Below are 20,642 nucleotides of genomic sequence, written 5' to 3' on the forward strand. Positions count from 1 at the left end.
GCGACCGGTAAGGCCTCCGCGGTCACGCGGAGGCCTCGGGAACCCTGGAAAACGGGACCCTGGGATCAGCCGCGGCCGCGGCCCCGGTTGCCGCGCTCGAACGGGTTGTCGTCGCCCAGGTCGAACTGGTCGTTGAGCTGGTCGTTGAGCTCGGGCCCGTCGTCCTCGCGCTTCTTCTTGGGCTTGGGCGCGCAGTCCTCGCCGCAGCCGCCGAAGCGTTCCTGGTTGACCGAGGTGAACTTGGCGGGTTCGATGCCCTTCAGCGCCCCGATCATCGAGTCCTTCCAGATGGGGCCGGAGATGGACGCGCCGTAGACGTAGGTGTAGTAGCGCCCGCCGATGGTGACGCCTGTCAGGTCGTGGCCGAACGCGCCACGCGGGTCGCCGAGGCTGACCGCGGACGCCAGGTTGGGCGTGTAGCCGGCGAACCACGCGGCCGTGTAGTTGTCGGTGGTGCCGGTCTTGCCCGCGGCGTCGCGGCCGATGCCGCCCACCCCGCTCATCGTGCCCTTGGTGAAGACGCCGGACAGGATGCCGCTGACCGCGTCGGCGACCTCGGGGTCCATGACCTTCGAGCACTTGGGCTTGAACTGCTTGACCTTGCCGTTGCGGTCCTTGATCTCGGTGATGGCCAGCGGCGTGCAGTACTGGCCGCGCGAGGCGAAGACGGCGTAGGAGTTGGCGACCGTGACGGGGTCGACCTCGTTGACGCCGAGCGTGAACGTCTCGACCTCGCGGAGTTTTCCGCCGTCGGCCCGCTTGAGCCCGAGGCGCTTGGAGAGCTTGACCACCTTGCAGAGGGTGACCCGCTCCTCGAGCTTCATGAAGAACGTGTTGACCGAGCCCCAGGTGCCGCTCTGCAGGGTCTTGAAGCCGCCGCCGCCCTCGCTGGAGTTGCGCACCTCGTGAGTGGGGGCGCCCACCCGGTTGCCCTTGCAGTCGCGGAAGGAGCCGTAGCCGGCCGCGGTGTAGCCGGCGGGAGAGGGGAAGCCGTCGTTGTACTTGAGCCCCTCCTCCAGCGCCGTGGCGAGGGTGTAGGCCTTGGCGGTGGAGCCCTGCTGGAAGCCGCTGCCACCGCCGTGCTTGGCGTCGGCGACGACGTTGTAGCTGATCTCGTTCTTCTTCTTGTTGCCGCCGAACTTGCGGGAGGCGGCCATGACCTTGATCTCGCCGGTGCCCGGCACGATCATCGCCTGCGAGGCGACGGGCTTGTCCTTGGTGCTGACGTACTTCTTGATCGCCTTCTCGGCGGCGGCCTGCATCTTCGGGTCGATCGTGGTCTTGATCGTCAGACCGCCGCGCTGGAGCAGCCGTGAGCGCTCCTTCGGGGTCTTGCCGAACGCCTCGTTGGTGAGGATCTCGTTCTGCACGTACAGGCAGAAGTACGGGTACTTGCTGACCTCGCAGCCGCCGGGCACCTTGACGTCCTTGTAGCCGAGCTTCTTGGCCTTGGCCTCGGCGGCCTCCTGCGGCGTGATCTTTTCGAGCTTGACCATCGTGTCGAGCACGAGGTTGCGCCGTTCGAGCAGGGCGGTCCTGGACTTCTTGTCGACGTTGGGGTCGGTGCGGGCGGGGTTCTGGACGGCTCCCGCGAGAGTGGCCGCCTCGGCGAGGTTGAGCTCTGAGGCGGGCTTGGCGAAGAAGCGCTTGGCCGCGGCCTGGATGCCGTGGGCTCCGGCGCCGAAGTAGGCGATGTTGAGGTACTTCTCCAGGATCTGGTCCTTCGTGTACTTCTTCTCCAGCGCCATGGCGTAGCGCAGCTCGTTGAGCTTGCGGGAGACGGTCGGCGCGATGGCCGCCTGCTGCTCCTCGGACGTCTCGGCGGCGTTGACCAGCACCTGCTTGACGTATTGCTGGGTGATCGAGGATCCGCCCTGCGTCACGCCGCCGGTGGTGAGGTTCTTGGCCAGGGCCCGGGCCGTGCCCTCGATGTCGATCGGTCCGTGCTGGTAGAAGCGGTAGTCCTCGATCGAGATCAGCGCGGTCCGCATGATCGGGGCGACCTGGTCGAGGGTCACCGACTGGCGGTTCTCGTAGTAGAACTGCGCGATCTGCTTGCCGTTGGCGTCATGGAGCACTGTGCGCTCGGGCAGGGGAGGCTCGTTGAGCTCTTCCGGCTTGAGGTTGAGCCCCTCCATCGCGGACTTCGCGGTGACGCCCGCCCCACCGACCGCGGGCAGCGCTATCGCGGCCGTCAGCACCCCCGCGGCCACACCCGCGGCGAGCAGCCGCGTGACGTTCAAGAACGGTGATGATCGATCTTTGCCCTGAGCTTGCACAAGGAACAGGGTACGTCGAAAGCGTGACCTTATCGGCAACTCGTCACCATTTCGCCTTGACTGACGGGGGTGACTAGTCATTCCCGGTCAACACTCCACCTAGAAATTGGTCCTCTGGGGTCTGTCGGCCCGAACGTCTAGTTGCGTACGTTCTCCTCTGCGGCAACTGAATACGGAGGCTCGGCGCCCGCGCCCGTCGGCCCCAAATGACGACTGACCACCTAAGGGGAGTGGGGTCGAAATGTGGATCACGGATTGGACCTCCCGTGCCGCCTGTCGGGGTGCGGATCCGGACGCGTTGTTCGTCCAGGGTGCCGCCCAAAACAGGGCAAAGCTGATCTGCCGAGGATGCCCGGTCCGTACCGAATGCCTCGCCGATGCGCTCGACAACCGCATCGAGTTCGGGGTGTGGGGCGGTATGACCGAACGAGAGCGCCGGGCTCTGCTGAGACGGCGACCGGATGTGGACTCGTGGCGTGAGCTGCTCGAGTCCGCCAAGGAAGAGTACGAACGAACCAACGAGCTGATCGCGGGCTGACCCGGCCCGGAGAATACGGCCGGCGACCCGCCGGCCGTATTCTCATGCGCTCGCCAGGAGCTCCCCGATCTCGCGCAGACCCGCCAGGTCGTGGACATCCTCCGACATCGCGCGGACCTGCACCACCGGCACCGTGGGATGCGCTGTGACGAAGTGCTCCTGCTCACGGTGTTCGCGGGCCGCGAGCTGCATCCGACCGGCGTGCAGCCGCAGCACGGCGGCGGTCAGCTCGTGCTCGCCCCGCGCCTCCAGCTCCTCCGCCGCGGCGGCGCTGCGTGCCGCCGAGAGCTTCGCGGCGGGCGACTCGTGCACCCGGTTGACCACCAGCCCGGCGAGGGGCATGCGCTCCTCCGCGAGCCGCTCGACGAAGTAGGAGGCCTCGCGCATCGCGTCACGCTCGGGCGCGGCCACCACCAGGAACGCGGTGCCGGGCGCCTGCAACAGCTTGTACGTCATCTCCGCGCGCTGCCTGAACCCGCCGAAGACGGCGTCGAGGGCCGACACGAACGTCTGCAGGTCCTTCAGCACCTGCGCGCCCAGAAGCTTGGTCATCGCGCCCGCGACGAGCCCGAACCCGGCGTTGAGCAGCCGGAACGCGCTGCGCCCGCCGACCTTGGCCGGGGCGGTCAGCAGCCGGATGAAGCGGCCGTCGAGGAAACGGCCGAGCCGTTCGGGCGCGTCGAGGAAGTCGAGGGCCGAGCGCGAGGGCGGCGTGTCGACGATGATCAGGTCCCACTCGTCCGACCGGCGGAGCTGGCCGAGCTTCTCCATGGCCATGTACTCCTGGGTGCCGGCGAAGCTGGACGACAGCGACTGGTAGAAGGGGTTGGACAGGATCTGCCGGGCCCGGGCCGGGTCGGCGTGGGCCTCGATGATCTCGTCGAACGTGCGCTTCATGTCGAGCATCATCGCGAACAACTGCCCGCCGCCCTCGGGGGAGCTGATCAGCCGTGGCGTGTTGTCGAGCTCGGTGAGCCCCATCGACTGCGCCAGCCGCCTGGCCGGGTCGACGGTCAGCACGACCGCGCACCTGCCGCGCTCGGCGGCCCGCAGCCCCAGCGCGGCGGCCGTGGTGGTCTTGCCCACCCCGCCCGCGCCGCAGCAGACGATGATCCGGGTGCCGTTGTCGTCGAGGATCGCGTCGATGTCGAGAATGGCGGGCTTCTTCACGCTGCCCCCTGGGTGCGGAGGGACTCGGCCAACTCGTAGAGCCCGGCCAGATCGACGCCATCGGCCAGCAGCGGCAGCTCGTAGCGGGGCAGGGGCGCCTCGGCCAGCGACGCGCGCTCGGAGTTTTCGATCTCGGTGCGGCGGGCGTGCTCGGCGATCTCCTCGGCCAGAGCCTCGGCCATCGCCGTGGCGTCGGACCCGTTGGCCAGACCGGCGGTCTTGAGCCCCAGCGCGAGCTCGGCCGGGTCGAAGCCGCCCTTTACCGACATGTCAAGGACGCTCTGCGGGAGCTGGGATTCGCGGACCATGTTGATGAAGATCCCGCCGGCGGGCAGGCCGGCCGTGCGCAGCTCGGCGATGCCGTCGAGCGTCTCCTGCACCGGCATCTCCTCCAGCAAGGTGACGAAGTGCACGGCGGTTTCGGGAGATTTCACCACTCCGTGGACGAGGTCCGAATGGTTCTTGATCGGACCTATCTTGGCCAAGCCCGCGACCTCCTGGGTGACGTTCAGGAAGCGGGCGATGCGGCCCGTCGGCGGCGCGTCGAGCACCACCGCGTCGTAGACCCGCTTGCCGCTCTTGTCACGCCTGCGCACGGCCTCGGTGGTCTTGCCCGTGACGAGCACGTCGCGAAAGCCGGGGGCGACGGTGGTGGCGAAGTCGACGATGCCCATCTTGGTCAGCGCCCGCCCCGCGCGGCGCATCCCGTAGAACAGCTCCATGTACTCGAGCATGGCCTCTTCGGGGTCGACGGACAGCGCGTAGACGTCGCCGCCGTCGGGTGCCACGGCGATCCGGCGCTCTTCGTACGGCAGCGGCGGCAGGTCGAAGATCTGCGCGATGCCCTGCCTGCCCTCCACTTCGACGAGCAGCACCTTGCGCCCGCCCGACGCCAGCGCGAGAGCGAGAGCGGCGGCTACCGTCGTCTTGCCGGTGCCGCCCTTGCCGGTGACGACGTGCAGACGAACGCCATCCCAATCGGTGTCCAGAGACTCCACCATTCGAGGCTACCGAACGGTCACTCACCGCAGGTCGGCGGTCGGCCTTGACATACCTCACACTACGCTGGCCCCCATGAAGAAATGGGAGTACCTCACGGCCCCTGTGCTCATCCACAACACGAAGATGATCCTGGACAACTTCGGCGCCGACGGGTGGGAGCTGGTCCAGATCCTGCAGGGCGCGACGCCCGAGCAGCTGGTCGCCTACTTCAAGAGGGAGAAGCCGTGACTCCGGAGGAGAAGCTGGCCGAGCTCGGCCTGACCCTGCCGCCGGTGGTCGCGCCGCTGGCCGCGTACGTGCCGGTCGTCCGCACCGGGAACCTCGTCTACACCTCGGGGCAGCTTCCCATGGTCGACGGCAAGCTGACGGCCACCGGCAAGCTGGGCGCCGACGTGAGCGTCGACGAGGGCAAGGAGATGGCCCGCGTCTGCGCGCTCAACGCCCTCGCCGCGCTGAAGTCGGAGGTCGGCGACCTCGCCGCCGTCAAGCGCATCGTCAAGGTCGTCGTCTTCGTGGCCAGCGCGCCCGGCTTCACCCAGCAGCCACAGGTCGCCAACGGCGCCAGCGAGTTCCTGGCCGAGGTGCTCGGCGAGGCGGGCGCGCACGCCCGCAGCGCCGTCGGGGTTGCCGTCCTCCCGCTCGACGCCTCGGTGGAAGTGGAGCTGATCGCCGAAGTGGGCTGAGTGCCGGATATGTCACGATGACCCGAGTGATGTTCTAGAAGGAGGTCATGTGACTGGTCTGTCGCTCCCAGACGAGCTCGCCGTGCGGGCTAGGGACATAATCGCCGGACGTGTCGAACCGGTCCCCGCCCGGGACGCCGCCACCGTGGTGATCCTGCGCGAGGGACCGCCGGCCGGCCTCCAGGTCTACCTGCTCAGGCGCAAGTCCACGATGGCCTTCGCGGCGGGCGCGTACGTCTTCCCGGGCGGCTCGGTGGACCCGCGCGACAGCGACCACGCCGTCGCCTGGGCCGGGCCGTCGCCGGCGGAGTGGGGCCGGGTCTTCGGCGCCGACGAGCGGACCGCGCGCGGGCTGGTCTGCGCGGCCGTACGCGAGACGTTCGAGGAGTCCGGCGTGCTGCTGGCCGGTCCCGGCCCGGATTCCGTCGTCGAGGACACCACCGGAGACGACTGGGAGGCCGACCGGCTGGCGCTCATCGACCGCAGCCTGGCCTTCGCCGACTTCCTCGCCAAGCGCGGCCTGGTGCTCCGCTCCGACCTGCTCAAGGCCTGGGCCCACTGGATCACCCCGGAGGTCGAGCAGAAGAGGTTCGACACCCGCTTCTTCGTCGCCGTGCTCCCCGAGGGGCAGCGCACCCGGGACGTGGGCGGCGAGGCCGACCAGGTCGTCTGGCAGTCCCCGACCGAGGCGATCGAGCTGGCGCACCAGGGCACCATCTTCCTGATGCCGCCCACCCACCAGACCCTGACCGAGCTGTCCGCGTACGACGGCGTGGGGACGGTGCTGGACACGCGGCGCGAGATCGTCACGATCCTGCCGAAGCTCCTGGAGATCGACGGCGAGTGGAGGCTGGTGACCTCGTGAGCGGCCTGCACATCCCCCTCGGCACCCCCGACGGCTCCCGTACGACCCACGCGGAGAACCTGCTGGCGCCCAACCCGTCGCCCATGACGCTCGACGGCACCAACACGTGGATCATCGGCGACCGGGAGACCGTCGTCATCGACCCCGGCCCCGACGACGAACGGCACCTGCGCAGGGTGGCCGCCCACCTGGGCGAGCGCCGCGTGACGCAGATCCTGCTCACCCACGGCCACCACGACCACAGCGGCGGCGCCCGGCGCTTCGCCGAGCTGGTCGGCGCGCCGGTGCGGGCGCTCGACCCCAGGCACCGGCTGGGCGAGGAGGGCCTGGGTGAGGGCGACGTCGTGACCGCGGGCGGCGTCGAGATCCACGTGTACGGCACGCCGGGCCACTCGTTCGACTCGCTCTGCTTCTGGCTGCCCGCGGACCGGGCCATCCTGACCGGCGACACCGTGCTCGGCAGGGGCACCACCGTGATCGCGTCAGACGGCGGCGACCTGGGCGACTACCTGCGCACCCTCGACCGGCTGAGGGGGGTCGCGGAGAGCCTGGAGGCGGAGGCTCTGCTGCCCGGCCACGGCCCGGTGCTGCCCGACCCGATCGGCGCGCTCGACGGCTACATCGCCCATCGCCGCGAACGGCTCGACCAGATCAGGGCGGCCCGGCGGCAGGGCGCGCGCACGCCCCGGGAGGTCGTCGAGATCGTCTACGCGGACGTCGACCGGGCGCTCTGGCCGGCGGCCGAGATGTCGGTGCGGGCGCAGCTCGACTATCTCGAACGGTTGTAGAGGCGGTCCATGTCGAGGATCACCACGGCCTTGGCCTCGATGCGCAGCCAGCCGCGCTGGGCGAAGTCGGCCAGGGCCTTGTTGACCGTCTCGCGCGAGGCGCCGACCAGCTGGGCCAGCTCCTCCTGGGTGAGGTCGTGGTGCACCCGCATGCCCTCGTCGGTCTTGCTGCCGAACCGCTCGGCCAGGTCGAGCAGCTGCTTGGCCACCCGGCCGGGCACGTCGGTGAAGACCAGGTCGGCCAGCACGTCGTTGGTGCGGCGCAGCCGCTGGGCGAGTGCTCTCAGCAGGTGGAGCGCCACCTCCGGCCGGCCGGTGAGCCAGGGACGCAGGTCGTCGTGGCCGAGCCCGGCCAGCCGGACGTCGGTCAGCGCGGTCGCGGTGGCGGTGCGGGGCCTGGGGTCGAACAACGACAGCTCACCGAACATCTCGCTCGGCCCGAGGACGCTGAGCAGATTTTCGCGGCCGTCCGGAGACTGGCGCGAGAGCTTGATCTTGCCTTCCAAGACGACGTAGAGCCGGTCACCGGTCTCGTTCTCGTGGAAGAGCGTCTGTCCCTTGGACAGCTGGACTTCGGTGATGCTGGTCCGCAGCGCTGCTGCGCTCTCACGGTCGAGCGCGGCGAACAGGGGGGCCTTGCCCAGCACATCTTCGGTGTTCACTCTGCCTCCTCTGCTGCCATTGTGGCTCACCCCACCCAAGGCGGCCCACATAGGCTATGGGAATGCCCACTGAGTCAAGACTCGCCCTTGTGCGGCGTGCTCGCCGGATGAACCGCATTCTGGCGGAAACCTACCCTGATGCCCATTGCGAGCTTGACTTCGGCAGCCCCCTTGAGCTGCTGGTCGCCACCATCCTCTCGGCGCAGTGTACGGACAAGCGGGTCAATATGGTGACTCCTACCCTGTTCGTCAAGTACCCCACCGTCGCCGATTACGCGGCCGCCGACCGATCCGAGATGGAAGAGATCATCCGCTCGACCGGCTTCTTCCGCGCCAAGACCAACAACATCATCGGCATGGCCCAGGCCGTCTGCGACCGCCACGGCGGTGTGGTGCCCGGCAAGCTGAAAGACCTGGTCACGCTCCCCGGCGTGGGCCGCAAGACCGCCAACGTGGTGCTCGGCAACGCGTTCGGCGTGCCCGGCCTCACCGTCGACACCCACTTCCAGCGGCTGGTCCGCCGCTTCGGCTGGACCGACGAGACCGACCCGGTCAAGATCGAGCACTTCGTGGGCGAGCTGATCCCCAAACGCGAATGGACGGTCTTCTCCCACCGGGTGATCTGGCACGGCCGCCGCATCTGCCACGCGCGCCGGCCCGCCTGCGGCGCCTGCCCCCTGGCCGCCCTTTGCCCCTCGTACGGCACCGGCCCGACGAATGCCGACGAGGCCGCCAAGCTCGTAAGATCGGGTCCCTTCTCCTGACCGGGAAGCCCGGGAAGGCCTGGCGTGTTGGAGATGGCGTGACCTTGGTACCCGACTGGCTCGACAGACTGGCGGCGCAGGCCGTACGAACCTCGGTGCCCCGGAGCCTGCGCCCGCCCGCGTCGGGCGGCAGGCGGGCGGCGGTGCTCATGCTCTTCGGCGAAGGGACGCTCGGCCCCGACGTGCTGCTCATCCAGCGCAGCGCGCTCGGGCGCAGGCACGCGGGCCAGCCGGCCTTCCCCGGCGGCGGCATCGACCCCGACGACGGCGGCCCGATCGAGGCGGCGCTGCGCGAGGCCGAGGAGGAGACCGGGCTCGACCCGCGCGGTGTGAGCGTCCTGTGCACGATGCCCGAGCTGTACGTCAGCCGCAGCGACAACCGCGTCACCCCGGTCGTCGGCTGGTGGCACGACCCGTCCGCCGTGCACGCGGCGTCGCCCGACGAGGTCGACTCCGTCGAGCGGGTGCCGATCGCCGAGCTGGTCGATCCGGGCAACCGGTTCACGCTGCGCCACCAGACCGGGTTCATGGGCCCCGCCTTCCGGGTGCGCGGCATGCTCGTGTGGGGGTTCACCGCGATGGTGCTCGACCGGGTCATGCGCGAGGGCGGGCTGGAGCGCCCGTGGGATCCGGGCCGGGTGGAGCCGTTGCCGCCGGACGTGCTAAAGCTCGCCACCCGTGGTTAGCGCCACGCCGAGCGAGGCCCAGCCGGCCACGTCGGCGTCGCTGTCGGCGGCCAGGCGGCGCAGCACGTCGAGGCCGGCCCGGTCGGGCGGGTCGCCCAGCACGTGCTGGAGGGCGTAGGCGGCCCCATACCTGACCCGGGCGTCCGCATGGGCGGCCAGGTCGATCACCGAGGGCAGCGACCGCGGGTCGGCCAGGTGACCGAACGCGATGAGCACCGCGTACAGCACCATGGCGTCCTCCTCGCCGGCCGCCAGATGGCGCAGCACGGGCAGCGCGCGGTTCACGAACCTGCCGAGCATGCCCAGGATGTCGACCCCGAGCGTGCGTTGGTCGGCGCTGTCGGCCGCGCACAGCCGCCTCGCCTCGATGAACGACTCCAGGTCGCCGCGTCGCCGCAGCTCGGAGATCACCTGCCAGCGCACCGGCCCGTCGGGATCGGGATCGCCGAGAGCCGTCTCGACGAGGCATCGCGTTGTTCCCTCGATCGGCGGCATAGGGCTCAAGGTAGCCAGCGGGGAAACGCCGTCCTGGAGGAAGACGTGCACGCTTGACCGTATCGCTGGTTACCTTTGAACCGTGCGCGGTGATCTGCTTGACCTCATATTGATCGGCCTCGTGATCGCCTTCGGCGTCTCGGGTTACCGGCAGGGCTTCATCATCGGCGTCATGAGTTTCGTGGGCTTCGTGGGAGGAGCGGTTCTCGGCGTCTTCATCGCGCCGCCGATCTCCAAGGCCGTCGTCGACGGCGACACGGCACAGGCCCTGCTCGCCATCGTGATCGTCTTCCTGGCCGCCACGATCGGCCAGTTCGCCTCCTCGACCATCGGCGCCGTCGTCCGCAGCCACGTGACGTGGGAGCCCGCCAAGGTCGCCGACGCGGTCGGCGGCACGTTCGCCAGCGCGCTGTCCGTGCTGGTGATCGCCTGGCTGATCGGGTCGCTGATCGTCTCGACGTCGTTCGCGCCGCTCGTCGAGCAGGTGAAGAACTCCCTGCTGCTGACCACGGTCGACGACGCCATCCCGCAGGCCGCGCGCAACTGGCAGCAGCCGTTCAAGAAGTTCATCGACCGCTCGGAGTTCCCGCCGGTCTTCGACGCCATCGGCGCCGACCGGCTGGTCGACGTGCCGCCCGCGCCGCGCAGCGTGCTGCAGGGCGCCAAGCTCGGGCGCGCGCAGCGGGCCATCGTCAAGGTGCAGGGCAACGCCGAGAGCTGCAACAAGCACATCGAGGGCACCGGCTTCGTCTACGCCAAGGACCGCATCATGACCAACGCGCACGTCGTCGCCGGCGTGACGCGCGACCTGCAGGTCATCGACTCCACCAACAAGCGCCACAACGCCACGGTGGTGCGCTACAACCCGCAGCGCGACATCGCCATCCTGTACGTTCCAGGGCTCAACCTGCCGCAGCTGGCCTTCAAGGGCGACGGAGGCAAGGGCGGCGACGCGATCATCGCGGGGTTCCCCAAGGGCCACGGCTTCACCGCCGAGCCGGCCCGCATCCGCAGCCGTCTCGAAGCCCAGGGCCCCGACATCTACCGCAGCACCAACGTCGAGCGCCAGGTCTACTCGATCCGCGGCAAGGTGCTGCCCGGCAACTCCGGCGGCCCGCTGCTCACGGTCGACGGTCAGGTCTACGGCGTGATCTTCGCCGCCGCGGTCAGCCAGGAGGACACCGGCTACGTGCTGACCGCCACCGAGGTCAAGCCCGACGCCGACCAGGGCCGCAACGACACCACCCCGGCGGGCACGCAGGACTGCGACTAGCCGGGCAGAGTGCTCAGGATCAGGGCGATGGCCTGCCCGGGATCGCTGTCGTGGCTCAGCCCGGAGGCCGCCCGGCCCACCTCGTCGTACGGCGGGCCGTACCCCTGCACGCGTGCCGCGCCCCGGTCGAAGAGGGTCAGGGCTCCGCGCCCGTTGCCGCGCTGCAGGTGGGTGAGGCCGACGCAGATCTGCGCGAGCCCCTGCCACAGGTCGCGTTCGTCGTCGGGCGCGCACTTCCAGCGGCCCTCGAACACCTCGTGCGCGTTGAACGGCAGGCCCTCGGTGAGGAAGCGGCGGCCGTCGGCCAGCGCCCGCTCGGTCGTAGGGGCGTAGTCGTCGGGCACCCTCTCCACCCCCGGCGCGCCGTGGGGCAGCGGCCTGCCGTAGGCGTCGCGTGGCCGGGCGCTGCGCGGCCTGCCCTCGGGGTCGCGGTCTCTCATCGGTCGGGCTCCGGATCGGACAGCCAGCCGATCAGCTCCGCGTCGAACATCGCGGCCACCTCCTCGTGCGGATAGTGTCCCGCGCCTTCCATCAGCCTCCACCGGTAGGGGGCGGCGACGTAGCGGCTCGAACCCTGCGCGGTGCGCGGCAGGACGCAGCGGTCGAGCGCGCCGTGCAGTTGGAGGGTCGGCGCCTCGATCTCGGTGCGCATGGCCCGGGCGTAGCGCCGCCCGTCGGGCCGGAGCTGCGAGCGGCCGAACCAGCGGTGGTATTCGAGCGCCGAGTGGGCCACGGCCGGGATGCGGAACGCCTCGCGATAAGTGCGAGTCGTCTCGCGGTCGGGCCAGCCGGGGACGGACCACTGGTCGAGCAGCCGGCCGACCAGCGACGCGCCGTCGCGGGTGAGCCGATGCTCGGGCAGCAGCGGCAGTTGGTAGCCCAGCGCGTGGGCGCTCGCCTTGAGCTGGCCGAACGGGTCGGTGAGCAGGGCGTTGCGCAGCCGCAGAGGATGTGGAGCCGACACCGCCACCAGCCGGTGGACGCACTTGGGATCGAGCACCGCCATCGTCCAGGCCAGCAGGCCGCCCCAGTCGTGGCCGACCACGATCGCCCCGGTCTCGCCGAGCGCCCGGATCAGCCCGGTCGCGTCGCCCGCCAGTGTGGGCAGGTCGTAGCCGCGCGGCGGTTTGTCGCTGCCGCCGTAGCCGCGCAGGTCGACCGCCACCGCCCGGTAGCCGGCCGCGGGCAGCGACTCGAGCTGGTGGCGCCAGGTCCACCAGAACTGCGGGAACCCGTGCAGCAGCAGCACCAGCGGGCCGTCGCCGGCCTCCACCACGTGGAAGCGGGTGCCGCCGGCGTGCACCTGCCGGTGCCGCCAGGGCCCCTCGATCTGGACGACCGACTCGTCAGGCGCCATCTCGGCTCACCGGCTCACGGTGCAGACCGACCTGGCCGGCCGTCGGCTCGTCCGGCGTGGCGATCTCCTTGAGGTCCTTGAGGGACTGGGTGGTGCGCTTCATGCCCGACAACCCCTTGAGCCGCCGGATCCCGACGAACACGAGCGCCCCCGCCGCCACCAGGTAGATGACGGTCACGATGAGGAAGGACACCCAGGTGGGCAGCCACTGAGCCAGGAAGTAGGCGATGGCGAACGAGACGAGGATCAGGCACAGGTGCGCCATGAAGGCGGCCGCGGCGAAAGCCGCACCGGCCGTGCCGACCCGCTTGGCGTCGAACCTGAACTCGGCCTTGGCCAGCTCGATCTCCGAGCGGACCAGGGTCGAGATGTGACTGCTCGCCTGGGCGACCAGCGAGCCCAGGGATTCTTCCTCGGGAGTCTGCGGCATGAACGTCTCCTATCGAGGCCTGGTGGCCGTGTCAAACATCATCCAGCTCATCGCGCCCCTTGCGTACCCGTATGTAAGGCGGCGACGCCCCGACGGGCCGTGTCTCCGGACAGTCTCGCCAGGCCTGGCCGTACGGGCGGTCAGGCGTCGGCCGAACACGCCGGGGAACTTCCGCACGATCCCCGCCATCCCCCTCCACACCTACCCGATCGACGAAGATACCGCCGAGAGAGGAGGCGTGCGGTTTCGCCCCGCCCGCCACACGAACAGACCGCTTATCCCGAAATTTCGGGATAAGCGGTCTGTTGAGGCCGAGGTCAGTCCTCGGACTTGGCGCTCGGGAGCTTCTCCGCGATGAGGTTCATCACCGTGCTGTCGGCCAGCGTGGTCACGTCACCGATGCTGCGGTTCTCCGCCACGTCACGGAGCAGCCGCCGCATGATCTTGCCCGAACGGGTCTTCGGCAGCTCCGGCACGATCAGGATCTGGCGCGGCTTGGCGATCGGGCCGAGCGTCTTGGCCACGTGGTTACGCAGCTCGGCGGCGATGTCCGCGCCCTCCTCCGCGGAGCCGCGCAGGATCACGAACGACACGATGGCCTGGCCCGTCACCGGGTCGGTGGCGCCCACGACGGCCGCCTCGGCCACCTTCGGATGGCTGACCAGCGCGCTCTCCACCTCGGTGGTGGAGATGTTGTGACCGGAGACGAGCATGACGTCGTCGACGCGGCCGAGCAGCCACAGGTCGCCGTCCTCGTCCTTCTTGGCGCCGTCGCCGGGGAAGTACATCCCCTCGAACCTGCTCCAGTAGGTGTCGATGTAGCGCTGGTCGTCGCCCCAGATCGTGCGGAGCATGGCCGGCCACGGGTCGCGGATCACCAGGAAGCCGCCGCCGCCGTCGGGGACGCTCACACCCTGATCGTCGACCACGTCGGCTGTGACGCCGGGCAGCGGGCGCATCGCGGCGCCGGGCTTGCCGTGCGTGATGCCGGGGAGCGGGCTGATCATGATGGCGCCCGTTTCGGTCTGCCACCAGGTGTCCACGACGGGGCACCGGTCGCCGCCGATGTTGCGGCGGTACCAGATGTACGCCTCGGGGTTGATCGGCTCACCGACCGAACCGAGGACGCGCAGGCTGGACATGTCGAACTTGGCGGGGATCTCGTCGCCCCACTTCATGAACGTCCGGATCGCCGTGGGGGCGGTGTAGAGGATGCTGATCTTGTACTTCTGCACGATCTCCCAGAACCGGCCGCGATGCGGGGTGTCGGGAGTGCCCTCGTAGATGACGCTCGTCGCGCCGTTGGCCAGCGGGCCGTACACGATGTAGGAGTGACCGGTCACCCAGCCGATGTCGGCGGTGCACCAGTAGATGTCGGTCTCGGGCTTGAGGTCGAAGACCGCGTCGTGGGTCCAGGCCGTCTGGGTCAGGTAACCGCCGGTGGTGTGCAGGATGCCCTTCGGCCTGCCGGTCGTGCCGCTCGTGTAGAGGATGTAGAGCGGGTGCTCGGCGTCGTGCGGCTCGGGGGTGTGCTGCTCGCTCTGGCGGTCGACCAGGTCGTGCCACCAGATGTCCTTGTCGCTGACGGCCACGTCCTGGCCCGTCCGGCGTACGACGACGACGTGCTCCACCTGCGGGCACTGGGCTACGGCCTCGTCCACGGTCGGCTTGAGCGCGCTCGGGGCGCCGCGCCGGTAGCCGCCGTCGGCGGTGATGACCAGCTTGGCGTCGGCGTCGTCGATGCGGTTCTGCAGCGCGGTCGCCGAGAACCCGCCGAACACCACCGAGTGGATCGCTCCGATGCGGGCGCAGGCCAGCATCGAGATCGGCAGCTCGGGGATCATCGGCAGGTAGATCGCGACGCGGTCGCCCTTGCCCACGCCCAGCTCCCGCAGCGCGTTGGCCGCCTTGGAGACCTCCCGCTGGAGATCGGCGTAGGTGAGCGTGCGGCTGTCGCCCTCGGGCTCGCCCTCCCAGTGGTAGGCGATCTTGTCGCCCCGCCCCGCCTCGACGTGGCGGTCCACGCAGTTGTACGCGACGTTCAGCTCGCCGCCGACGAACCACTTGGCGAAGGGGGCTTTCCACTCCAGAGTGGTGTCCCAGCGTTTGGCCCAGGTCAGCCGGTCGGCAGCGCGCTCCCAGAACGCGAGGCGGTCGGTGGCCGCTTCGGCATATGCCGCTTCGGTCACGTTCGCGGCCGCCGCCAGGTCGGCCGGGGGTGCGAAGCGACGGTTCTCCTGCAGCAGGTTGGAGAGGGCCTGCGGCTCGGTGCCAGGGGTTTCCGGGGCCACCTCGTGCTCCTTCTATGGCCGGATTGTGTAGGTCATGTCCCACTCCACCAGCTCACGGCCTCCATACACAAGAGGTCTAGACAGGTCTGTACCGTCTGATGATCTGGTTGCCGGTCTTATCGGATCGCGGGACAAACGCTATTCACCCGTTGTCCGTTCGAAATGGGACTAGCCTGGAACGGGCCAAATTCTGTGCTTCTTGGAGGGCCGTGGGCGGCTTTATGGGCCCCCGCTCGGCCGGCAGGCCGGCCGCCAGGGCGGCCGTCGGGGCGCACTCGGTGGCGGGGAGAGCCGTACCCGCAGGTAAGGTCGGGTTCCGTGAGTGACCCATTGGCCGTGATCGCGCAGCTCCCCGGCGTCTCCGAGGCGGTGGAGGAGGCCAGGCAGGCCGTCGACAGGCTCTATCGCCACCGCGTCCTGCGCCGCGCCAGCCCGGCGGTCTCCACCGAGTCGTCCCTGCGTGGCGCCCGCGCGTCGGCCGCCATCGAGGGCGCCGACGTGCCCCTCGACGCCCTGCGCCGCGACGAGGTGCACGATCCGGTCGTCCAGGGGGCGCTGCGTGCCTCGGCCGAGATGGGACGCCTCGGCTCGACCTGGCGAAAGGCCCCCCGGCAGGTGCTCGCCCGGCTCCACACGGTCGCGGCCGCCGGCCTGGCCGACGAGCCCGCGCTGGGCCGTCCCCGCGTCCACGACGACGCCCCCGACCCGCTCGGTCTGGGCGCCGCGCCGAGCGCCGCGGAGGCGACGGCCCGGATGGACAACCTGCTGGGGCTGCTCGAGAAGCCGACGAAGGCGCCCGCGATCGTGCTGGCCGCCGTCGTCCATGCCGAGCTCGCCGTCCTGCGTCCCTTCGGTACGGCCGACGGCGTGGTCGCGCGTACGGCCGAGCGGCTCACCCTGGTCGAATACGGCCTCGACCCCAAGTCGCTGGTCGCCGTCGAGGTGGGGCATCTGGAGCTGCCGTACGCCGATGGCCTGCGCGCCTACCTCACCGGGACCCGTGAGGGTGTGGCCCAGTGGATACGGCAGTGCGCGTCGGCGGTGACCCTCGGCGTACGCGAGACGACGGCCATCTGCGAGGCCCTGCAGCGGGGCTGACCACCTGCGTAGGGCCGCATGGGACGGTCACGTAAGTGCCCGCCCACACGTGCCCGCCGACGCGGGTGCCGTCCTTGCCTGTCGCCGATACGAGTGCCGCCCACACAGGGGTCCGCCCAGGGGACAGGGGACTGTCACAGCCGCCGAGGGGACTGTCGCATAGGGGGACGGCCACATAGCGGACGGCGTCCCATTATTGAGACGCCGTCTGCCGGTACACCACACCGGGTTACCAAGCGTGCACCTCTAATTCGTCGGAGCGGGTCAAGCCCGTCTCGACGCGCCTCCCGCGGCTGGTCGCGCGTGGGTGCCCGGCTGATGCACCCGGACAACTCGTCCGTAGCCCCTTTGTACGACGGATCCGCCCTGATGGGAACCCCTGGGAGCAAGACCTTTGCCAATACGGGGACCGAAGCCGCGGGCATCGTCATACCGGGGCCTGGTGGTGCGGTTACCAGCCTGTGATGATTACGTACAGTGACTGGCTTTATGTGATCGTTATGGGATGTCGAAAAAACTTGGCGAAAATGCGAGATTGCTCCTCGACGAAACTCGAGTCGATCGGGCAGCATACGGTGGTATCGCCCGAAACTGGAGCGACTGCGCGTGGGATTGGTTTCCGACTCCCTTGCCAGGCTCTGGTCAAGTGATGAAAGCTTTCTTCTGAAACGGGACCGGCTCTACCCCCCCGGAGCCGGACCGGTCAGGCGACCCCCGCTCTCCCCCCCGGCGGGGGTCGCCCCATTTCTCCGCTCGGCTGGTCGGGTCTCCGCCTGCTCTCCGCCTGGCTGGTCGTCACCGCTTGTTCTCCGCTCGGCCGGTCGTCACCGCTTGTTCTCCGCTCGGCCGGTCGTCACGGCTTGTTCCTTGTTCGGCCGGTCGGCTCTCCGCCAGGTCCTCACCCCCACTGGTCGTCACTGTTCGTTCCTCGTTCGGTCGGGTCGCCGCTTGTCCACAGGCCGTGCCCACTCTGGTGGCTCTGTCCACAGAACCCCGTTCGCCTCCTCGCCGCCATCCGGTCCCGGAGCATGGTTGGCCTCCCGAACAACAGGGAGGCCCCCGATGAACCGCCCACTGGTCATCACCGAGGATCGCGACCTGCTCGACGACCTCGTCCGCATAGCCGCCGCAGCCGGAGCCCAGCTCGACGTGGCCCACGTTCCGGCCCATGCCCGCCCCTACTGGAACCTCGCCCCGCTGGTCGTGATCGGCAGCGACCTGGCCGACGCGATGGCCGCCACGGCGCCGCCGGCCAGAGACCGGGTGCTGCTGGTGACCCGCGATCCGGAAGACCAGGACACCTGGCGACGGTGCGTCGCGGTGGGGGCCCAGGCCGTCGTGGCTCTGCCCGACGGGGAGCGCCGCCTGGTGGAGGAGTTCGCCGACGCCATGGAGCCCGAGCCCCGCTCCGGCGCCGTGCTGTGCGTGATCGGCGGCCGGGGCGGTGTGGGGGCCAGCGTGCTCTCCTCCTGTCTGGCCCTGCGCGCGTCCCACGACCACCTGCGCACCCTGCTGATCGACGCCGATCCGCTGGGCGGTGGCATCGACGCCCTGCTCGGTCACGAGGAGGCCGCGGGCGCCCGGTGGGCCGACCTCGTCGCCCGCGAGGGGCGGGTCAGCTCGACGGCCCTCCAGGCGGCTCTCCCGGCCTTCGGGGATCTCGCCGTGCTCTCCTTTCACCGGGGCGAGGTGCTGCCCATCCCCGCCCAGGCCATGCGTTCGGTCCTCGAAGCCGGCCGCCGCGGGTTCGACCTGGTCGTCGTCGACCTGCCCCGCTATCTCGACCCCGCCGCGACCGAGGCGCTGGGCCGCGCCACCGGCACCGTCCTCGTGGCCACCGCCGACGTACGAGGCGTCCTGGCCGCCGCCCAGGTGCTGGCCGAAGCCGCTCAGCACACTTCCGACATCCGCGGGGTCATCCGCCCAGGCGTGCTCGACGACGCGGTCGTGGCCGCTTCGCTCGGCATCCCCGCGGCCGGGCATCTGCCCGACCAGCCGCGCCTCACCGTCACCCTCAACCGAGGCGAGCTGCCGAAGCTGGGTCCCCGCACCGCGCTCGGCACCCTGTGCACGTCCCTGCTGCGCGACCTGCTGCCGTCGTGACCTCGTTCCGCGCCGGAGACCCGGCCAGCACACATGCCGGGCCCCGCAGCAGTCCGGACCCTGCCGGTGTGAGCGTCTCCCCCGAGTTGGTCGAAGCCGTACGCGTGCGCCTGGCCCGTGCGGGCGCCGAACCCAGTGCCGCCCAGGTGGCGGTCGCACTGCGGGCGGAGAAGTCCGTCTACGGCGACGCCGAGATCCTCGCCGTCGCCCGGGCGCTGTGCGCCGACCTGATCGGAGCGGGCCCCCTTGAGCCCCTGCTGGCCGCGCCCGACGTCACCGACGTCCTGGTCAACGGCCCGAGAGAGGTGTGGGTCGACGACGGCCAGGGGCTTCGCCGCACCGCGGTGACCTTCACCGACGACGGCGCCGTCCGCAGGCTGGCCCAGCGGCTGGCCGCGGGGGCGGGTAGGCGGCTGGACGACGCCTCGCCCTATGTGGACGCCAGGCTCGCCGGAGGCGTGCGCCTGCACGCCGTCCTGCCGCCGATCGCGTCGGGCGGCACCTGCGTCTCGCTCCGCCTGCCGCCGAGGCGCACGTTCACGCTGCCGGACCTGGTGGCGGCCGGCACCCTCGCCCCCGAGGCGGCCCAGGCGCTGACCTCGATGGTGTCGGCCCGGCTGGCCTTCCTCGTCACCGGCGGCACGGGCACCGGCAAGACGACACTGCTCTCGGCGTTGCTGTCGCTCGCCGGCTCGGGCGAGCGGCTGCTCCTCGTCGAGGATTCGGCCGAGCTCCGGCCCCTGCACCCCCACGTGGTCCGCCTGGAGTCAAGACCGGCCAACCTCGAAGGCGCGGGAGGGGTGGGCCTGCGCGATCTCGTCCGTCAGGCCCTGCGGATGCGTCCCGACCGCCTGGTGGTCGGCGAGGTCCGAGGCTCCGAGGTCGTCGATCTGCTGGCCGCCCTCAACACCGGCCACGAGGGAGGTTGCGGCACCCTGCACGCCAACGCGGCGGTCGACGTGCCGCCCCGGCTGGAAGCGCTCGGCTGTGCGGCCGGGCTGAGCAGGGAGGCCGTGCACAGCCAGCTCGCCGCCGCCCTCGACGTGGTGGTCCACCTGACCCGCGACCGCTCCGACGGCCGCCGGCGGGTCGCCGAGATCTGCCTCCTCTCGCGCACGGCCGCAGGCTTCGTGGAGGCTGTCCCGGCTCTGGCCTTCGATGCCAAGGGCCGAGCCCACCTCGGCCCCGGTCATACCACCCTGGCCGAACGGCTCTCGTCTTGACCCCGCCCATCCGGTGCCGCGCTCACCGGCTCGATCGCGTGGTGTCCTGCCGAGCGGACGTCGTCGTTCACGTTGGCGACCTCCGTGACCAGCTTGTTCGTTTCGTCCTGGGTTGGGTTCTCTACCAGGTCGTACGTGGTGTTCGAAGTCGGGTCCCCTGTCATCGGGCCGATCCCGTGGTGGGCTCGTGACTGTGGCGCTCCTGGCGGCGATATCCACAGCCGCGGCCGTATGGCTGTGGACAGGCCCCGATCTCGCGACCGCCCGGCTGAGCAGGCTGACCTCGGCCGAGCGGACCTGGCCATGGCAGTCGCTGAGACGGCACATCGTGCGCCCCAGCCCCACCCGCCGAGCCGACGCGTGGCACCGCGCCACGATCGAGCTGTGCCAGTCCCTGGCCGCCGAGCTCACGGCCGGCCGCACCCCCGGAGAGGCGCTGACCCGAGCGGTCGCGGCGGTCGACTTCCCCGACCCCGAGACCCTGCGTCCGCTGGTGGCGGCGGCAAGAGACGGCGGCGACGTGTCGGCCGCGCTGAAGGCCGTCGCGCCCGCTCAAGGAGGCGAGGGCCTGTGCCGGCTGGCCGCGTGCTGGGACGTCGGCGTGACCGTCGGCGCGGGCTTGGCCGCCCTGGTCGAGCGGGTCGGCGGCACGTTACGCGCCTCCCAGGCCCACCGCCAGGACGTCGCCGCGCAATTGGCCGGCCCCCGCGCCACCGCCCGCATGCTGGCCGCCCTCCCGGCTCTGGGCCTCCTCATGGCCGGAGCCCTCGGCATGCACCCCATCGACTTCCTGTGCGGCAGCCTGCCCGGCTTCGCCTGCCTGGTAGCCGGTGTCGCTCTCGACGCCTGCGGCCTGTGGTGGACACACCGCATGGCCCTGCGCGCCCAAGCCTCCTGAACCATGCCTCGCAGACCGTTTCCCGTAACCTTGGGCG

The 20,642-nt window shown here is 70.4% G+C and carries 21 protein-coding genes; 12 read left to right on the forward strand and 9 right to left on the reverse strand.

The features are described from left to right. Positions 1-65 precede the first annotated feature (65 nt). Positions 66-2,243, reverse strand: a complete 2,178-nt coding sequence (locus AB0C16_RS28220; RefSeq protein ID WP_357686990.1) for a transglycosylase domain-containing protein — start codon at positions 2,241-2,243, stop codon at positions 66-68. Positions 2,244-2,520: 277 nt separating this feature from the next. Between AB0C16_RS28220 and AB0C16_RS28225 the strand changes: the two genes are divergently transcribed. Next, positions 2,521-2,817, forward strand: coding sequence for a WhiB family transcriptional regulator (locus tag AB0C16_RS28225; protein WP_148036282.1), 297 nt, complete (start codon positions 2,521-2,523; stop codon positions 2,815-2,817). Positions 2,818-2,859: 42 nt separating this feature from the next. Here the strand turns inward: AB0C16_RS28225 and AB0C16_RS28230 are convergent, their stop codons facing one another. Both AB0C16_RS28230 and AB0C16_RS28235 read right to left on the reverse strand, forming a co-directional pair. Then, positions 2,860-3,987 (reverse strand): ArsA family ATPase, encoded by a 1,128-nt coding sequence (locus AB0C16_RS28230; RefSeq protein ID WP_357686991.1) that lies wholly within the window; start codon positions 3,985-3,987, stop codon positions 2,860-2,862. Continuing rightward, positions 3,984-4,985, reverse strand: a complete 1,002-nt coding sequence (locus AB0C16_RS28235; protein WP_357686992.1) for an ArsA-related P-loop ATPase — start codon at positions 4,983-4,985, stop codon at positions 3,984-3,986. The genes AB0C16_RS28230 and AB0C16_RS28235 overlap by 4 nt, the downstream gene beginning before the upstream one ends. A gap of 76 nt (positions 4,986-5,061) precedes the next feature. Here AB0C16_RS28235 and AB0C16_RS28240 point away from each other — a divergent pair, with 76 nt between their 5' ends. Genes AB0C16_RS28240 through AB0C16_RS28255 form a run of 4 tightly spaced genes read left to right on the forward strand, consistent with a single transcriptional unit; the run spans position 5,062 to position 7,325 of the window. Further along, positions 5,062-5,217: a hypothetical protein gene (locus AB0C16_RS28240; RefSeq protein WP_357686993.1), complete on the forward strand. Its 156-nt coding sequence runs from the start codon at positions 5,062-5,064 to the stop codon at positions 5,215-5,217. Then, positions 5,214-5,672 carry a RidA family protein gene (locus AB0C16_RS28245; protein WP_357686994.1) on the forward strand — a complete coding sequence of 153 codons (459 nt, stop codon included), beginning with the start codon at positions 5,214-5,216 and terminating at the stop codon, positions 5,670-5,672. The genes AB0C16_RS28240 and AB0C16_RS28245 overlap by 4 nt, the downstream gene beginning before the upstream one ends. A gap of 58 nt (positions 5,673-5,730) precedes the next feature. Further along, positions 5,731-6,537 carry an NUDIX hydrolase gene (locus AB0C16_RS28250; RefSeq protein WP_357687046.1) on the forward strand — a complete coding sequence of 269 codons (807 nt, stop codon included), beginning with the start codon at positions 5,731-5,733 and terminating at the stop codon, positions 6,535-6,537. After that, positions 6,534-7,325, forward strand: a complete 792-nt coding sequence (locus AB0C16_RS28255) for an MBL fold metallo-hydrolase (RefSeq protein ID WP_357686995.1) — start codon at positions 6,534-6,536, stop codon at positions 7,323-7,325. Before AB0C16_RS28250 ends, AB0C16_RS28255 begins: the two co-directional genes overlap by 4 nt. Here AB0C16_RS28255 and AB0C16_RS28260 read toward each other — a convergent pair. Then, a complete protein-coding gene (locus tag AB0C16_RS28260; RefSeq protein WP_357686996.1) occupies positions 7,307-7,987 on the reverse strand; it encodes a Crp/Fnr family transcriptional regulator in 681 nt (226 codons plus the stop codon). The two genes, AB0C16_RS28255 and AB0C16_RS28260, sit on opposite strands and share 19 nt — an antisense overlap. Before the next feature lie 107 nt (positions 7,988-8,094). Here AB0C16_RS28260 and nth point away from each other — a divergent pair, with 107 nt between their 5' ends. After that, the gene (nth, locus tag AB0C16_RS28265; RefSeq protein WP_357686997.1) at positions 8,095-8,751 is read left to right on the forward strand and encodes an endonuclease III; all 657 of its coding nucleotides are present in this window, start codon (positions 8,095-8,097) and stop codon (positions 8,749-8,751) included. Between the two features lie 38 nt (positions 8,752-8,789). Next, on the forward strand, positions 8,790-9,437 hold the full coding sequence (locus AB0C16_RS28270) for a CoA pyrophosphatase (protein WP_357686998.1): 648 nt from the start codon (positions 8,790-8,792) through the stop codon (positions 9,435-9,437). Here AB0C16_RS28270 and AB0C16_RS28275 read toward each other — a convergent pair. Continuing rightward, positions 9,414-9,932 (reverse strand): HEAT repeat domain-containing protein, encoded by a 519-nt coding sequence (locus tag AB0C16_RS28275; RefSeq protein WP_357686999.1) that lies wholly within the window; start codon positions 9,930-9,932, stop codon positions 9,414-9,416. The two genes, AB0C16_RS28270 and AB0C16_RS28275, sit on opposite strands and share 24 nt — an antisense overlap. Before the next feature lie 82 nt (positions 9,933-10,014). On the opposite strand from AB0C16_RS28275, the gene AB0C16_RS28280 reads away from it, so the two are divergent. Next, positions 10,015-11,205: a MarP family serine protease gene (locus tag AB0C16_RS28280; protein WP_357687000.1), complete on the forward strand. Its 1,191-nt coding sequence runs from the start codon at positions 10,015-10,017 to the stop codon at positions 11,203-11,205. Here AB0C16_RS28280 and AB0C16_RS28285 read toward each other — a convergent pair. The 4 genes from AB0C16_RS28285 to acs form a co-directional block, all read right to left on the reverse strand. Beyond that, the gene (locus tag AB0C16_RS28285; protein ID WP_357687001.1) at positions 11,202-11,645 is read right to left on the reverse strand and encodes a DUF309 domain-containing protein; all 444 of its coding nucleotides are present in this window, start codon (positions 11,643-11,645) and stop codon (positions 11,202-11,204) included. The two genes, AB0C16_RS28280 and AB0C16_RS28285, sit on opposite strands and share 4 nt — an antisense overlap. Then, on the reverse strand, positions 11,642-12,562 hold the full coding sequence (locus AB0C16_RS28290) for an alpha/beta hydrolase (RefSeq protein ID WP_357687002.1): 921 nt from the start codon (positions 12,560-12,562) through the stop codon (positions 11,642-11,644). Before AB0C16_RS28290 ends, AB0C16_RS28285 begins: the two co-directional genes overlap by 4 nt. After that, on the reverse strand, positions 12,552-12,992 hold the full coding sequence (locus tag AB0C16_RS28295) for a phage holin family protein (protein WP_357687004.1): 441 nt from the start codon (positions 12,990-12,992) through the stop codon (positions 12,552-12,554). Before AB0C16_RS28295 ends, AB0C16_RS28290 begins: the two co-directional genes overlap by 11 nt. A gap of 317 nt (positions 12,993-13,309) precedes the next feature. After that, positions 13,310-15,283, reverse strand: coding sequence for an acetate--CoA ligase (gene acs / locus AB0C16_RS28300; protein WP_357687006.1), 1,974 nt, complete (start codon positions 15,281-15,283; stop codon positions 13,310-13,312). Positions 15,284-15,601: 318 nt separating this feature from the next. Here acs and AB0C16_RS28305 point away from each other — a divergent pair, with 318 nt between their 5' ends. The 4 genes from AB0C16_RS28305 (at position 15,602) to AB0C16_RS28320 (ending at position 20,605) form a co-directional block, all read left to right on the forward strand. After that, on the forward strand, positions 15,602-16,381 hold the full coding sequence (locus tag AB0C16_RS28305; protein WP_357687008.1) for an oxidoreductase: 780 nt from the start codon (positions 15,602-15,604) through the stop codon (positions 16,379-16,381). 1,062 nt (positions 16,382-17,443) lie between these two features. After that, entirely contained in the window at positions 17,444-18,484 is a 1,041-nt protein-coding gene (gene ssd, locus AB0C16_RS28310) for a septum site-determining protein Ssd (protein ID WP_357687010.1), read from the forward strand. Between the two features lie 68 nt (positions 18,485-18,552). Further along, positions 18,553-19,707 (forward strand): TadA family conjugal transfer-associated ATPase, encoded by a 1,155-nt coding sequence (locus tag AB0C16_RS28315; protein ID WP_357687011.1) that lies wholly within the window; start codon positions 18,553-18,555, stop codon positions 19,705-19,707. Between the two features lie 187 nt (positions 19,708-19,894). After that, complete coding sequence (locus tag AB0C16_RS28320) at positions 19,895-20,605, forward strand: type II secretion system F family protein (RefSeq protein ID WP_357687013.1); 711 nt, start codon at positions 19,895-19,897, stop codon at positions 20,603-20,605. The last annotated feature ends 37 nt before the right edge of the window (positions 20,606-20,642 follow it).

The sequence above is a fragment of the Nonomuraea sp. NPDC048916 genome (assembly GCF_040649575.1).
Classification (GTDB): Bacteria; Actinomycetota; Actinomycetes; order Streptosporangiales; family Streptosporangiaceae; genus Nonomuraea.